We start from the raw sequence: 13,919 nt of genomic DNA, 5'->3' as shown, positions 1-13,919 counted from the left end.
ACTAATCTAATAAAAACCATCGACAACTTGAAAAAAAGTCCTTTAAAACTATTTATTCTAATAATTAATTTCATTTTTTTATTACATTCTTGTGGTAACACAACTGAAAACAAAAAAGAGGATTCGTTAGAGATACACACTAAAGTAAAAGATATTAAAAGTCTAACCACATCTAAATTAATTATTCCAGATAGTTTAAATCAAAAATTTAAAGTGTTAAAAATTGATTCTATAGACAACAGCTATATGATGTATGCTTTTAAAGCAGATAAATATTATAAAATACTATCCAAAAAAAGTGATTTGATTAAATCCAAATGGAAAAAAATTGAACTTGGAAGCTACTATAATTTGCAATTAAAAGAGAACTATTCTCAACGTGGTATATATGAACACGCAACTGGAATAGCAGCGGGTGATGGACCAATTATTTACTTTGAAGAAGATTCTATAAGAAGCTTGTACTCTTCCCCTAACATCAAAGGACTATATTACAGCCCATCACTTTAATCAACTGATAATATAACACTTACAAAACATCTATTCGGTTTTAATTTACTAATTTAGGCATTAGAATTAGCGTCTAATCATACACAAGTAACCTAACCCCCATGAAAAATATTCTGATAATACTGATTCTGACTATATTTATCAGTTGTAATAAAGATGATGGCTACGAATATACAGAAATAGAAAATAGTCCATTAGCACACGTAGATTTGGGTTTTGAATTGGATGAACCAAATATAATTTTAAATGAACTTTCAAAAGCAGAACTCAAAAACTCAATACATTCTATTTTATTAGTTAGCTATGGAAATACATATAGAAAATGGGAATTTGAATATCTAGAAAACACAAACACACTTTCTAAAATGGTATTTTATTTACCACATTACCAAGGCTGCGAACAAAACATATATGACTTTTCATATAATTCTCTAAACCTAATTGACAAAGTCGTTTCTACACGTAAGAACTTTTGTAATGAATATGAGGTTATTAAAACTTACACGTTTAATTATAACAACGCAGGATTATTAAAAAGTATTTTTATGGATAATGATTATTTCGTTGAAGAAAATTATTTCGGATATTATCCTAATGGAAAAATAAAAGAAATATATAATGACCACCGTGGACAAGGTTCTGAGCCTAGTTTTAATCTTCAAAAATTTACATACAACCAAACATTCACCAATGTAACAGAAGTTGAACAGATTAGCACAAACACGCATTATACTTATAAATATACCTACGATTCCAATCCAAATCCTTTTAAAGATGTGTTTATAGCCACATCCGTTTTTATGCCCTATATTGGACCTGCTTATCTGTCAGAAAATAATGTTATTAAAGTGCTTGAAAAAAATGAAAATAATATTTATAATCAAGAATTTTGGACCGAGTTTGTATTCAACTATTCCAGTGTAAATTTATTAATGAATTACTTTAACTCCAACAATGAAGTCGTTTACACTATTAATCAATAAAATAGTTTACAAATACACTTTAACGCCATGTTTTACAAGCTCTAAAACACGTCAAAATTTATTGAAGCAGTAATACGTTCTAAAACTTCTACTTGAATGTATCAATACAAAAGCTAACTACTAACAGTATTATTTACCACAACTTGACTTTGTTAAAAATATGTTAACTTTGTTTTTCGCTATTAAAAATTAAGCCGTCTTTTATTAATTATTTTCAAAAGCTTAATTGTTAGCTAATATAATAAATGACTATGGAGCCTACTTATGCGGAGTTAAAGAAGCAGAATGACCGTTTACAAATAGACCTGAATAAAACTAAAAATGCTCTAGAACAAGCTACACTTGAAAATAAAAAAGCAGAAGTTAGAATCAGCTATTTACAATCAACTTTAGACCATTTAGATACTTGTATTTACATAAAAGATACAGAAAGGAAGTATTTGTACGCTAATAAAAAAACACTCAAATTATTTAATTGTACAGCAGAAGAGTTACAAGGAAGTAGTGATTTAAACTATTTTCCAAAAGACACCTGTGAACAATTATCACAGATTGATAGGCGTATTTTAGAACTTGGAGAAAACACTAATTTTGAAGTAGAATCCAAAGACAATGACGGTAACAGAATAGTGTTTTTAGAAATAAAAACTCCGCTTTTTGATAAAAACAACAACAGTAAAATTGTTGGTCTTTGTGGCTTATCCACCGACATTACTGAACGCAAAAAAAATGAAGAGGTAATAAAAGAAAGCCAACAACAATTAAAAATACTCAATAATACTAAGGATAAATTATTTTCAATCATAGCGCACGATTTAAGAAGCCCTTTTTATGGTATAACAGGTTTTTCAGAACTACTTATTGAAAATTTAAGCACTACAGAAGATGAAGAATCTAAAGAATATATTGGATTAATAGACACTTTAGCTAAAAACACTTTAATTCTGCTTGACAACCTTTTAAGTTGGGCAAAATCACAAACTAAAGAACTTAGTTTAAAGCCAGAGAAGCTTTTACTATCAGAAGTTATACAGGAAGTAATAGTGCTTAAAAAATCTCTTTCAAAAGTTAAGCACATTTCTTTAAACTATGAACCCACTGACAAAATTGAGTTATATACTGATAAAAATATCCTACAAACCATTTTAAGAAATCTAATTTCTAATGCTATTAAATTCACTAATAAAGGAGGTAAAATAGACATTACAGTTACTACTAATAAAGAGTTAATTGAAATTTGTGTTTCTGATAACGGTGTCGGAATCAGTAAAGAAAGCATTAATACTATTTTTGAACTCTCCAATACCACTGTTTTACCAGGCACTGCTAACGAACAAGGATCGGGATTAGGACTAATTCTTTGCAAAGAATTGGTTGAAAAACTTAATGGAACAATTTGGGTTGAAAGTAATGTAAATAAAGGAAGTCAATTCTCATTTGCTTTGCCTACTAGTATTTAAAATATTACGCTACAAAATTAGTCTTGTACCATTCTACTTGAGCTTTAACACCTTGTAATAAAGTAGTCTGCGGATTATAATTTAACAATTTTCTAGCTTTATCAATATTAGCTTTAGTACGTAATTGATCTCCAACTCTAGCTTTTACGTGATCAATTTTTATAGACTGCCCAATAACTTGCTCAACCGCCTCAATACCATCTTGTGTGGTATGCTCTACTTCTGTACCAAGATTAATAATTTCGCCATCTACTTTAGTGTCATTACCAACAACACTAACAATACCATCCACGATATCTCCAACATAGGTAAAACTACGTAAATGTGTCGCACTTCCTTCGTATAACGGGAAAGCCTCTCCATTGTATGCACACGCTATTAATTTGGTGTACATTTTCTCTGGACGTTCTCTTGGTCCAATCACAGAATATAAACGCAGAGTACAGCTTTTAAATAGTTTCTCTCTACTTTTTTGTAATACAAGTTGCTCTGCTGCTAATTTAGTAACCCCATAATGCGATGCTGGTTCTGGTGCTTTAGTTTCTGGAAAAGTTGCTTCCAAGCCATAAATTGAAGACGTCCCAATATTTACAAACAACTCCAAGTTAGAACACTCTAAAGCGTAATCAATTAAGTTTTTAGTTGCAATAATATTATTAGTAAAATAATCTTCAAAAGTTGAACTTGCCGAAATACCTGGCTGTGCAGCAAAATGAAAAATATAATTAATATCTTTTGGTAAAGCTTCAGCTAAATTATCAGCTCTTAAATCGGTCTTAATAATCTTGATTCCTTTTTCTAAAAGTGCCTTTTCGTTTAAGGTTTTCAGCGCTAAGCTATAATAATCATTAAAATTATCTAAACCAACAACATCATGACCTAAATCGTGTAAACGTTCGCATGTGTGAGAGCCTATAAAACCTGCTGCTCCAGTAACTAAAATCTTCATAAGTGCATTTGTATACTACAAAGAAACATATTTTTTTTCGATACCGATTTCAATTATCTAAAAAACAATACATTTGTAGCACTAAAATAGGTTTATGAATTACCAGTTTACCATCATTGTTCCTGTATATAACGAGGAAGATAATTTATTAAGAGTTGAAAAGGAGTTATTAGCTTACACGCAAATAGCAACAAAAACAACTAAAATATTATTTGTTAATGATGGCTCAAAAGATAAAAGTCAAGCATTAATCGAAGCTATTTGCAGCAGACATGATGCTTTTGACTACATATTATTTAAAGAAAATCGTGGTTTAAGTGCTGCAATAAAAGCTGGTTTTGACTATACTACAACGGAGTTAGTTGGGTATATTGACTCAGACTTACAAACAGCTCCTGAAGACTTTAATCTACTACTAGCACATATTGGTGAATTTGATTTAGTTACTGGTGTCCGCTCTAACCGAAAAGATAGTTTTGTAAAAAACATGTCGTCTAAAATTGCAAATGGTATTAGACGTGCTTTTACAAAAGATGGAATGGATGACACAGGTTGTCCTTTAAAAGTTATCAAAACAGATTATGCTAAACGTATCCCAATGTTTAAAGGGTTGCACCGTTTTTTACCAGCTATGATCATGTTACAAAACGGAACAACTAAGCAAATAACGGTACAGCACTTTCCAAGAGTTGCTGGAGAAGCAAAATTTGGGGTTTGGAATAGGCTTTTAGGACCTTTAATGGACTGTTTTGCGTATTTATGGATGAAGAAAAAGTACATTAATTACGAAGTCGCTAAGAAAAAATAATGAGCAACTGGATTATACTTAGCATTGGTTTTTTGGCGCAAACCTTATTCTCGTCTCGTTTAATAATCCAATGGATTACTAGCGAGAAACAAAAACGAGTAATTACGCCAACCTTATTTTGGACGCTAAGTTTAATCGCTTCGTTTTTACTATTTATTTATGGGTATTTACGTGATGACTTTGCAATTATGTTAGGTCAAGGTCTTACCTATTATATCTACATTAGAAATTTACAGTTGCAAAACCAATGGAAAACATTTCCGGCTGGCATCAGATGGATTTTACTATTAATGCCTGTTTTTATTACCGTTTTCTATTTTAACAACAACGCTATTGATACGGTTAAGTTATTTAAAAACCAAGCCATCCCATTATGGTTATTAGTATTAGGGATAGTTTCTCAAATAGTATTTACATTACGTTTTGTATACCAATGGCTATATTCTGAAAAAAACAAAGAATCGTCTTTACCTCTTGGGTTTTGGGCGTTAAGCCTAATAGGATCCCTATTAATTTTAACCTACGCTATTTTTAGAGTAGACTATGTACTGCTAGTGGGACACTCCTTAGGAGCGGTTATTTACGTCAGAAATTTGTTAATTTTAAAACAACAAAATGCCTAAGCTATTTAAAGATTATCCGCTTACTATTATTTGTTTGATTATAGCAATTATGTTATTACCAAACTTAGAAACCATACAAGTAACAATCATGGAAGCACGTAATTTTATTACTGCAAGAGAAATGATACAGGATAATAACTGGCTATTAACCACCATGAATGGCGAAGCACGTTATGAAAAACCACCATTACCAACATGGCTGACTGCTTTTTCAGGACTACTTTTTGGAGTAAAGAGTATCTTTGGAATGCGTCTACCTGCTATACTAATGATTATGGTATTAGCTGTTTTTAGTTTTAAACTATCAGAATCTATATTACAAAACAAGACGCATAGTATAATAAACACCCTAATATTAATCACATCATTTTATATTATTGGTATCACTATTGAAGCCCCATGGGATATTTTTACACATGGCTTTATGATGATAGCCATATACTACTTATTTACCTTTTTTAAATCTGAAAGCACCAATTGGAAACACGTCTTATTTGCAGCACTATTTATTGGATGCTCTATATTAAGTAAAGGTCCTGTTAGCTTTTACGCGTTATTATTACCGTTTTTATTAGCCTATGGTTTCAGTTTTAAATATAAAAACATCAAAACAAAAATATTACCTATTATAACTACACTTGCAATAGCCATTGTTATTGGTGGTTGGTGGTACTTTTATGTCAGACTTGAAGATCCGACAACATTTGCTGCTATTACAAGTAAAGAAACAGGAAATTGGACTAGTTATAATGTTAGACCATTTTATTACTATTGGAGCTTTTTTACACAAAGTGGGTTATGGACTATTCCTGCTTTTATAAGTTTATTATACCCTTATTTAAAGACAAGAGTTATAAACTTGAAAGCTTACAAATTCACGCTATTTTGGACACTTTTTGCAGTTGTACTATTATCTGTAATCCCTGAGAAAAAATCACGTTATTTAATGCCTGTTTTAATTCCGTTGGCTTTAAATATTGGGTTTTATATCGAGTATTTAATTCGTAAGTTTAAAACTCTAGAAGATAAGCGTGAAACTATTCCTGTGTATTTTAACTTTGGTTTAATTGCTCTAGTTGGTATTGTAGCTCCTTTTTTAGTGTATTTTAAATTTGCTGATCAATTAAATACTAACCTGTTTCAGTTTATCCTATTTGCTATAGTTGTTTTTGTGTTAGGTTTAGCAATACTATCACAACTAATAAAAAAAGAGATTAAATCAGTTTTCTTATTAACCACTGCGTTTTTTGCAGCTATCTTTCTTTTCGGTTTACCGTTAACAAAAAGCTTTACTAGTGACAATTTTAAGCCAATTTCTGAGCTTTTAAAAGAAACCAAAAACACAAATACCAAACTTTATATTATCAATAATATTGCGCCTGAAGTAATATGGCAATATGGCGAAAAGATCCCGAAGATCTCTAAAGACAAGACTACTTTTAATTTTCCTTTAGAGAATGAATTTGCTGTCCTATCTGATTATATGAGTCAAAAGGATTTAGAGGCGATAAGTAAAATTTATACTATTACACAACAGACAACTTACGATTTAAATGAAAGCGCGCCAGATAGCAAACAGTATAAAGACCGACTGATTGCTAAGTATTATTATCTTAAAAAGAAGTAATTTATTTTAACTGAAATCTAGATTGAAAGTACTTATCTAACTTGTAAAACAAGACTCCAGAAAAGGCACCAAATAACATTCCGCTTAATATATCTAAAGGATAATGTACTCCAATATACACTCTGCTGTAAGCCATTACTATTGCCCAAACTATCAAGAAATATATTAAATACTTGTATTTATAGCGTAATACTAATCCAGAAAAAATAGCAACTGCCATACTATTACTGGCATGACCAGAAAAGTACCCAAAAGCACCACCACAGGACGACTTAACTAAGCGCATGACCTGAATAAGATCGTCTTCATGACAAGGTCTAGGACGTCTTACCAATACTTTTTTGAAAAGGTTTGTAATTTGGTCTGTAAATAAAATCATTAAAGCAATAACTACAACCGTTAATACAAACATTTTTGTATTAGACCGTTTGTACATAAAATAGGCTAAGATTCCGTAAAACGGAATCCAATGAACTTTATCTGTATAAAACATCCAGAAACCATCCCAAGTGGTAGATCCTAATCCGTTTAAAAATAAAAAAAGCTCTTTATCGTATTGTACTAATTGGTCTAACATATAATTACTCGTCGTATCGTGCTACTTCTCTATCATAAAAAGCAGTTGCTTCTTTGATTAGATTTTCAGTCTCCATTTCTAATTCTTTTTCGTCGTGTTGGTCAAAATCTTCAAACCATTCCACTTCGTCATCTTCTAGATTGATAATAAATCTAGGAAACTCAGTATGAATTACAAAAATTGCATTTGGTAAATCTGTATTATCGCCTAATATGTATTTTGGTAGTTCCATGTTGTATTTAGCTTTTAGCATTTGGCTGTTAGTTATTAGCCGAGTTCAAAATTAACCTTTTAGTTAGATAATTAAAACGTATAAACAATAAAATAGCTGCAGAAGTTAAACCAGCTAGTAATCCTAACCAAATACCAAAGCTACCATAAGCGTCTTCCTTACCAAAATACCAACTGATTGGGAATCCAATTAACCAGTATGAGATAAATGTAATTATAGTTGGAATTTTAACATCCTGAAGTCCTCTTAAAGCTCCAAGAACAACAACTTGCAAACTATCACTAATTTGAAACACTGCTGCTGCAATTAACAATTTTGAAGCTATTGTGACCACTTCCATATTGTCCTTAAAGTTTACAACATCATCAAAATCGACATATAAACAAGGTAAAAATTGATTAAAAATCAAGAATAAAGATGCGAAAATAACTGCAAAAATAAAGCCCATTAAAAATAAGGACACCGCAATACGACGCAACTCTAAATATTGATGTAATCCTTTTTGGTTACCAACCCTAATCATAGAAGCAACACTAAGTCCCATTGCCACCATAAAGGTCATAGAACTTAAGTTTAAGGCCACTTGATTGGCTGCTTGAGGGTTTTTACCTAATAATCCACTAAGCCAAATGGCAGCAGTAAAAATGGCTACTTCAAAAAACATTTGCATAGCACTAGGCGTTCCTAATCCTATAATTTTTTTAAGCATTAATTTATCTAATACAAAAAATTTAATATTGGTGACGTAGTCTTTAGATTTAGCGCGTCCTTTTAACAACCACCATAAATAGATTACCATTATAATACGCGATACCAGCGTTCCGTAAGCTGCACCGATTATTCCCATTTCTGGGAAACCAAACTTACCAAAGATTAGCAAGTAGTTTAATCCTACGTTTATTAAATTGGCTAAAATTGTAGCATACATTGGGTATTTAGTTAATGACAACCCATCACTAAACTGTTTAAACCCTTGAAATATAATTAATGGAATTAATGAAAACGCGACTAAGTCCAAATATGGAATAGCCAACTCCACAACCTCAATAGGCTGCTTCATTAAATACATTAAAGGTTTAGCAAAAAACACTAATAAGAATAACAAAATCCCTAAAACGGTACACAAAAACAACCCGTGTTTAAATGCCGATTTACCTTTATCAAAGTCGTTTGCACTATCTGCTTCTGCCACCAAAGGCGTAATAGCAGTGCTAAACCCGATACCAATTGACATGGCAATAAACATAAAACTATTACCTAATGACACAGCAGCTAACTCTGCTGTTCCCATTTGACCAACCATGATATTATCTACAAAACTGACAAATGTATGACCAAGCATTCCCAACATAACCGGAGCTGCAAGCTGCCAGTTGTATTTAAACTCTTTAGTGTAATTACTTAATACCATTACTTTTTACGTTAATTTCATTTAAAAACAGATACCTCCTATTTTTTTGAAAACACTACATTTTCACCTGACTTAGATACTTTAAAATTAAATTCGTCTAATCTAGAATGGACCAAGTCTGTAACACCAGGCGCATAATTTTCATGTAATTCTAAAAAGCCAAATGTAGTCTTAGATAACCAATATTGATAGTTTTGTTCAAAAACATTTTTCTCTGAACCTTCAATATCCATTTTTAATATATCAATTATTTTAATGTCATGCTCCAACATGATGGCATCCAAACTATACCCTTTAAATTCTTTAGTATTATCTATTGCTTCTACCACTCTAAAGGCCCATTTACCAGCATCTTTATTCAGAATTTTTAAATCGGTATTTATATTCCAAACACCGCCTTTTACAATAAACACATCCTTAAAGCCTGTGGTGTTTTTTTTAATAATTTCAATATTAGAAGTGTCAGGCTCAATAGCTATAAGTTTAGCGTTTTTAAACTTATTTTTAAAATACACTATCGAAAACCCGCAATTAGAACCAGCATCTACGATATAATTAACCTGTTCTGGAAAAGTGACATTATATTCTTCTTCAATAAAAATTTGTTTGAAAATTTTTAAGTCGGAAGTTTTTGGTCTTAGGTAAACTTTATTATCATATCCCTTCAGTTTTAAAACTAAATACGGCGCTTTACTAGTTTTAGAGAGTAACAATTTAACGCACTGAAAAACACCAAGTAGACCTATCCATTTTGGAATCCACTTAATTTGATAAGATTTAAAAAGCAGTTTTTTAATTAGCATTATAATATGTTAGGCCACTAAAAATTACAGTTGTCCAACATTAGACTTAGCCACATCAAACTCCGCAACCATGTCTTTAACAATTTCAGCTACTGGTTTTATATCGTGAATTAACCCTGCTATTTGACCAATCTCTAGTTCGCCATCGTCTAAGTCTCCTTCAAACATCCCTTTTTTGGCACGCGCACGACCTAATAATTCTTTAAGTTGTTCTGGTGTCGGACTCGTTTTATATAACGCTTCTAATTGTTGATAAAACTTGTTTTTAACAAGTCTAACAGGCGCTAATTCTTTTAACGTCAATTGGGTGTCACCTTCTTTAGTATCAACCACAACTTGCTTAAATGCTTGATGCGCGCTACTTTCTGTACTTGCCACAAATCGACTCCCGACTTGCACACCATCAGCACCTAAAACCATACAAGCTAACATTGCTTTTCCTGTAGCAATACCTCCAGCTGCAATTAGCGGAATTTGTAGTTGTTCTCGCACCATTGGAATTAAAGTTAGCGTAGTCGTTTCGTCACGACCGTTATGTCCTCCTGCTTCAAAACCTTCTGCTACAATGGCATCTACACCTGCTGCTTGTGCTTTTAAAGCAAACTTAACACTACTAACAACATGCACAACTGTTATCCCTTTATCTTGTAACCATTTGGTCCACGTTTTTGGATTTCCTGCGGAAGTAAATACAATCTTAACCTCTTCTTCCACAATAATATTCATGATCTCCTCAATATTAGGATATAACATTGGAACATTAACACCAAAGGGTTTATCTGTTGCTTTTTTACATTTTTGAATGTGTTCTCTTAACACATCTGGATACATACTTCCGGCACCAATCAATCCTAATATTCCAGAATTACTTGCTGCTGAAGCTAATTTCCAACCACTATTCCAAATCATTCCTGCTTGGATAATTGGATGTTTAATATTAAAAAGTTGGGTGATTTTGTTTGACATATTCAATGGGATTTTTGAATCAATTGCATTTTAGTTTCTTTAAAAAAAATAACCGAATGCCTAATTTTTAATAATTTTTTTAGCTATTGAAAGCCCTTCAGCTTCAACCTTAATTAAATACACACCTTTAGATAATGGATTTGTATTAATAGTTTTATTAATACTATTGACTTTAGTATCAATAACTTTTTTTCCTAAGACATCGTATAACCTTACACTAGCTTCCTCAATCTGTAATGGTAACTGTATTGTTAATTGATTAGAAACAGGGTTTGGATATAATTTTACTGTAGTCATATCGTTTTGAAAATTGGTATTAGATAACGTTCTTGCTAAATCTAAATCTGGAATACCGTAGCCCAGAAAATTATCTGGTGTATTATATTGTGATGCTGACTCACGCACCACTTGCATTATTTCGGCATTTGATAAATTTGGTAACGCTTGCCATAAACACACAATACCTCCAGCTAAAATTGGAGCACTAAAAGACGTTCCGTTTAAAGTCGTAATATTATCATTAGTATTTATAACATAACTAGCTTGGCCTTGTGCTACAACATCTGGTTTTTGAGTTGGTTGTGCACTACTACCTCTAGAACTAAACGATGCATACGTACCATCTGCTTTAACCGCTCCGATACTAAAGACACCCGCAGCATCTGCAGGAGCACCAACAATACCCCAACTTGAAGACCCTGAATTACCTGCTGAATTAACTACCAAAATTCCTTTTTCAAAAGCAATATTAGCACCTTTTGTAATATAAGCTGTGTTCCCATCCATTTGGGCTGGTGTATAACTATAATTAGGATTATCAAACGTGGTATACCCTAAAGATGAGTTAATAACATCCACACCTAAACTATCTGCACGTTCTGCCGCCTCTATCCATAAACTTTCTTCTAAAGGTGTTTCCGTCGCTGCATTTTCTGTTCTAAACAAATAATAACTTGCATCAGGCGCTGTTCCAACAAACTGATCTTCAATAAAACCAGCCATATCACTTAATACCCAAGTCCCGTGCGAGTTTCCTGTGTAAGCATAAATATCTGTATTGCGATCTACAAAATCATAACCTCCTAAAATTCCGTTAGCATCTCTTAAACGTTGAAAGCCATTCATGGTATTTACATTAGTAAAACCTGCATCTATAACAGCGACCGTCATACCAGTACCGGTATAACTGTTTACATGTTGATGTAAATTATCAACCCCAATCATAGTGACCTGATTTGTGGTATTTCCGTAAGTAAAGTCTGTTAAACTAGCTTCAAAATCATGTTTATTTTGATTTGCACTTGGTCTTGCATTTAAACTAGTATCTGCATAATCTATGCTGCTAACTACTAAATTACCATTAACGGTAACTGTTAATAAGGCATTAATATCAGCTTGCGTACCTAAGACATGTAATGCGTTAAACCATTTAGATTTAGACATAACTGTAATTCCTGACTGTGACTTTACAGCAGAAATATAACTCTCGTCCACGGGGACATCTCTAAAATCTATGCTAACATTATGTGCCGCTTTACGGTCCAATGCTTTTTGAGTTAAGATTGAAATAGGATTAGTTAAAGCTACTGCGCTATCAGGCTTGTCTGCTAAATACACCCAAGCATGTTCCTGAGCAAATAAGCAAGATGAAAAAGCAAAAAATAATAAAAAGTATAGGTGTTTCATGTCAGCAACAATTTGTTACTGCAATTTAAGAAATTACACCTGAACCAACTAATTCTTCATCCAAATACCAAGCAACAAATTGCCCTTCAGTAATTGCAGATTGTGGGTTTTCAAATTCGACATATAACCCAGACTCAACTTTATGCAATGTTGCATTTTCTAATGGTTGTCTATATCTAATTCTAGCTAAAACCTGCATAGTTTCGTCTGTATCTAATGCTAAATCTTCTCTAACCCAATGCAACTCTTCATTAGACACAAATAATGCGCTTTTATACAAACCAGGATGCGCTGTGCCTTGTCCAGTATAAATAACATTTTCTTTTACATCTGTATCAATTACAAATAAAGGTTCTACTGTACCACCAACTGCCAGTCCTTTACGTTGCCCTTTAGTAAAATAATGTGCCCCTTGATGCTTACCCATTATTTTTCCTTGAGACACCTCATAACTTGGTTTTCTAGATTGGTATTGTAGTTCTTCTAATTTAGAATTAAACGTCGGTACTGTTTCATTATAAAAAGCATTATCCTTTGGTATCTCAACAATAACACCTTCTTTTGGTTTAAGTTGTTGTTGCAAAAATTCTGGCAATCTTACTTTTCCAATAAAACATAACCCTTGCGAGTCTTTTTTATCTGCAGTCGTTAGTTCTTGTTCTTTTGCTATTGCTCTAACTTCAGGTTTTAATAATTCTCCAACCGGAAACAACGCTTTTGCCAATTGCTCTTGAGATAATTGACATAAAAAATAAGACTGATCCTTATTAGGATCTTTTCCTGCCAATAATTGATGTACATCTTGTCCATCTTTAGTTAATGTTGTTTTACGACAATAATGTCCTGTTGCAACATAGTCTGCACCTAAATCTAAAGCAATTTTCATAAAGACATCAAATTTGATTTCTCTATTACATAATACATCAGGGTTTGGCGTACGTCCTTTTTCATACTCGTCAAACATATAGTCCACAATGCGTTCTTTATACTGCTCGCTTAAGTCTACCGTTTGAAACGGAATTCCTAATTTTTCTGCAACCAGCATCGCATCATTACTATCGTCCAACCAGGGACACTCGTCAGAAATAGTAACAGAGTCATCATGCCAATTTTTCATAAAAAGACCAATAACCTCATAACCTTGCTTCTGTAATAAATACGCAGCAACACTAGAATCTACACCTCCCGACAAACCAACAATAACTCTTTTTTTCATGACAATTTTTAAAATAGACTGCAAAGATAAGGCTTTCTGTAAAATTTACTACCACTTAACACTAATTG

14 protein-coding genes are annotated in these 13,919 nt (G+C 32.4%); 6 read left to right on the top strand and 8 right to left on the bottom strand.

What is annotated here, in order from left to right:
- The first annotated feature begins 27 nt into the window (after positions 1-27).
- The 3 genes from BMZ09_RS07905 (at position 28) to BMZ09_RS07895 (ending at position 2,953) form a co-directional block, all read left to right on the top strand.
- On the top strand, positions 28-510 hold the full coding sequence (locus tag BMZ09_RS07905; RefSeq protein ID WP_090839233.1) for a hypothetical protein: 483 nt from the start codon (positions 28-30) through the stop codon (positions 508-510).
- A gap of 101 nt (positions 511-611) precedes the next feature.
- Positions 612-1,493, top strand: a complete 882-nt coding sequence (locus BMZ09_RS07900; protein ID WP_090839231.1) for a hypothetical protein — start codon at positions 612-614, stop codon at positions 1,491-1,493.
- Positions 1,494-1,744: 251 nt separating this feature from the next.
- Entirely contained in the window at positions 1,745-2,953 is a 1,209-nt protein-coding gene (locus tag BMZ09_RS07895) for a PAS domain-containing sensor histidine kinase (RefSeq protein WP_177183517.1), read from the top strand.
- 4 nt (positions 2,954-2,957) lie between these two features.
- Here the strand turns inward: BMZ09_RS07895 and BMZ09_RS07890 are convergent, their stop codons facing one another.
- A complete protein-coding gene (locus BMZ09_RS07890) occupies positions 2,958-3,902 on the bottom strand; it encodes an NAD-dependent epimerase/dehydratase family protein (protein WP_090839226.1) in 945 nt (314 codons plus the stop codon).
- 94 nt (positions 3,903-3,996) lie between these two features.
- Here BMZ09_RS07890 and BMZ09_RS07885 point away from each other — a divergent pair, with 94 nt between their 5' ends.
- Genes BMZ09_RS07885 through BMZ09_RS07875 form a run of 3 tightly spaced genes read left to right on the top strand, consistent with a single transcriptional unit; the run spans position 3,997 to position 6,960 of the window.
- Positions 3,997-4,710 (top strand): glycosyltransferase family 2 protein, encoded by a 714-nt coding sequence (locus tag BMZ09_RS07885; RefSeq protein ID WP_090839224.1) that lies wholly within the window; start codon positions 3,997-3,999, stop codon positions 4,708-4,710.
- Positions 4,710-5,333, top strand: a complete 624-nt coding sequence (locus BMZ09_RS07880) for a lipid-A-disaccharide synthase N-terminal domain-containing protein (protein WP_090839222.1) — start codon at positions 4,710-4,712, stop codon at positions 5,331-5,333. Before BMZ09_RS07885 ends, BMZ09_RS07880 begins: the two co-directional genes overlap by 1 nt.
- Positions 5,326-6,960, top strand: a complete 1,635-nt coding sequence (locus tag BMZ09_RS07875; RefSeq protein ID WP_090839220.1) for an ArnT family glycosyltransferase — start codon at positions 5,326-5,328, stop codon at positions 6,958-6,960. The genes BMZ09_RS07880 and BMZ09_RS07875 overlap by 8 nt, the downstream gene beginning before the upstream one ends.
- Before the next feature lies 1 nt (position 6,961).
- Here the strand turns inward: BMZ09_RS07875 and BMZ09_RS07870 are convergent, their stop codons facing one another.
- From BMZ09_RS07870 to mnmA, 7 genes are read right to left on the bottom strand one after another with little or no spacing between them, the layout of a single operon-like run.
- The gene (locus BMZ09_RS07870) at positions 6,962-7,537 is read right to left on the bottom strand and encodes a phosphatase PAP2 family protein (protein WP_090839218.1); all 576 of its coding nucleotides are present in this window, start codon (positions 7,535-7,537) and stop codon (positions 6,962-6,964) included.
- A gap of 4 nt (positions 7,538-7,541) precedes the next feature.
- Positions 7,542-7,769, bottom strand: coding sequence for a hypothetical protein (locus BMZ09_RS07865; protein WP_090839508.1), 228 nt, complete (start codon positions 7,767-7,769; stop codon positions 7,542-7,544).
- Positions 7,770-7,797: 28 nt separating this feature from the next.
- Positions 7,798-9,180: an MATE family efflux transporter gene (locus BMZ09_RS07860; protein WP_090839216.1), complete on the bottom strand. Its 1,383-nt coding sequence runs from the start codon at positions 9,178-9,180 to the stop codon at positions 7,798-7,800.
- 38 nt (positions 9,181-9,218) lie between these two features.
- On the bottom strand, positions 9,219-9,983 hold the full coding sequence (locus BMZ09_RS07855; RefSeq protein WP_090839214.1) for an FkbM family methyltransferase: 765 nt from the start codon (positions 9,981-9,983) through the stop codon (positions 9,219-9,221).
- 24 nt (positions 9,984-10,007) lie between these two features.
- Positions 10,008-10,949 carry an NAD(P)H-dependent flavin oxidoreductase gene (locus tag BMZ09_RS07850; RefSeq protein WP_090839212.1) on the bottom strand — a complete coding sequence of 314 codons (942 nt, stop codon included), beginning with the start codon at positions 10,947-10,949 and terminating at the stop codon, positions 10,008-10,010.
- Positions 10,950-11,009: 60 nt separating this feature from the next.
- Complete coding sequence (locus tag BMZ09_RS07845; RefSeq protein WP_090839210.1) at positions 11,010-12,635, bottom strand: S8 family serine peptidase; 1,626 nt, start codon at positions 12,633-12,635, stop codon at positions 11,010-11,012.
- A 25-nt stretch (positions 12,636-12,660) separates the two neighbouring features.
- Positions 12,661-13,866: a tRNA 2-thiouridine(34) synthase MnmA gene (mnmA, locus tag BMZ09_RS07840; RefSeq protein ID WP_262496856.1), complete on the bottom strand. Its 1,206-nt coding sequence runs from the start codon at positions 13,864-13,866 to the stop codon at positions 12,661-12,663.
- Between the last annotated feature and the right edge of the window lie 53 nt (positions 13,867-13,919).

This window comes from Olleya namhaensis (assembly GCF_900114005.1).
Lineage (GTDB): Bacteria > Bacteroidota > Bacteroidia > Flavobacteriales > Flavobacteriaceae > Olleya > Olleya namhaensis.
This window is presented reverse-complemented; position numbering and strand designations above follow the sequence as displayed.

Bases quoted from the DNA above. Each gene is read 5' to 3' on its own strand.
- BMZ09_RS07900 (WP_090839231.1), top strand. From the start codon at position 612: ATGAAAAATATTCTGATAATACTGATTCTGACTATATTTATCAGTTGT.
- BMZ09_RS07895 (WP_177183517.1), top strand. From the start codon at position 1,745: ATGGAGCCTACTTATGCGGAGTTAAAGAAGCAGAATGACCGTTTACAA.
- BMZ09_RS07890 (WP_090839226.1), bottom strand. From the start codon at position 3,902: ATGAAGATTTTAGTTACTGGAGCAGCAGGTTTTATAGGCTCTCACACA.
- BMZ09_RS07885 (WP_090839224.1), top strand. From the start codon at position 3,997: ATGAATTACCAGTTTACCATCATTGTTCCTGTATATAACGAGGAAGAT.
- BMZ09_RS07880 (WP_090839222.1), top strand. From the start codon at position 4,710: ATGAGCAACTGGATTATACTTAGCATTGGTTTTTTGGCGCAAACCTTA.
- BMZ09_RS07875 (WP_090839220.1), top strand. From the start codon at position 5,326: ATGCCTAAGCTATTTAAAGATTATCCGCTTACTATTATTTGTTTGATT.
- BMZ09_RS07870 (WP_090839218.1), bottom strand. From the start codon at position 7,537: ATGTTAGACCAATTAGTACAATACGATAAAGAGCTTTTTTTATTTTTA.
- BMZ09_RS07865 (WP_090839508.1), bottom strand. From the start codon at position 7,769: ATGGAACTACCAAAATACATATTAGGCGATAATACAGATTTACCAAAT.
- BMZ09_RS07860 (WP_090839216.1), bottom strand. From the start codon at position 9,180: ATGGTATTAAGTAATTACACTAAAGAGTTTAAATACAACTGGCAGCTT.
- BMZ09_RS07855 (WP_090839214.1), bottom strand. From the start codon at position 9,983: ATGCTAATTAAAAAACTGCTTTTTAAATCTTATCAAATTAAGTGGATT.
- BMZ09_RS07850 (WP_090839212.1), bottom strand. From the start codon at position 10,949: ATGTCAAACAAAATCACCCAACTTTTTAATATTAAACATCCAATTATC.
- BMZ09_RS07845 (WP_090839210.1), bottom strand. From the start codon at position 12,635: ATGAAACACCTATACTTTTTATTATTTTTTGCTTTTTCATCTTGCTTA.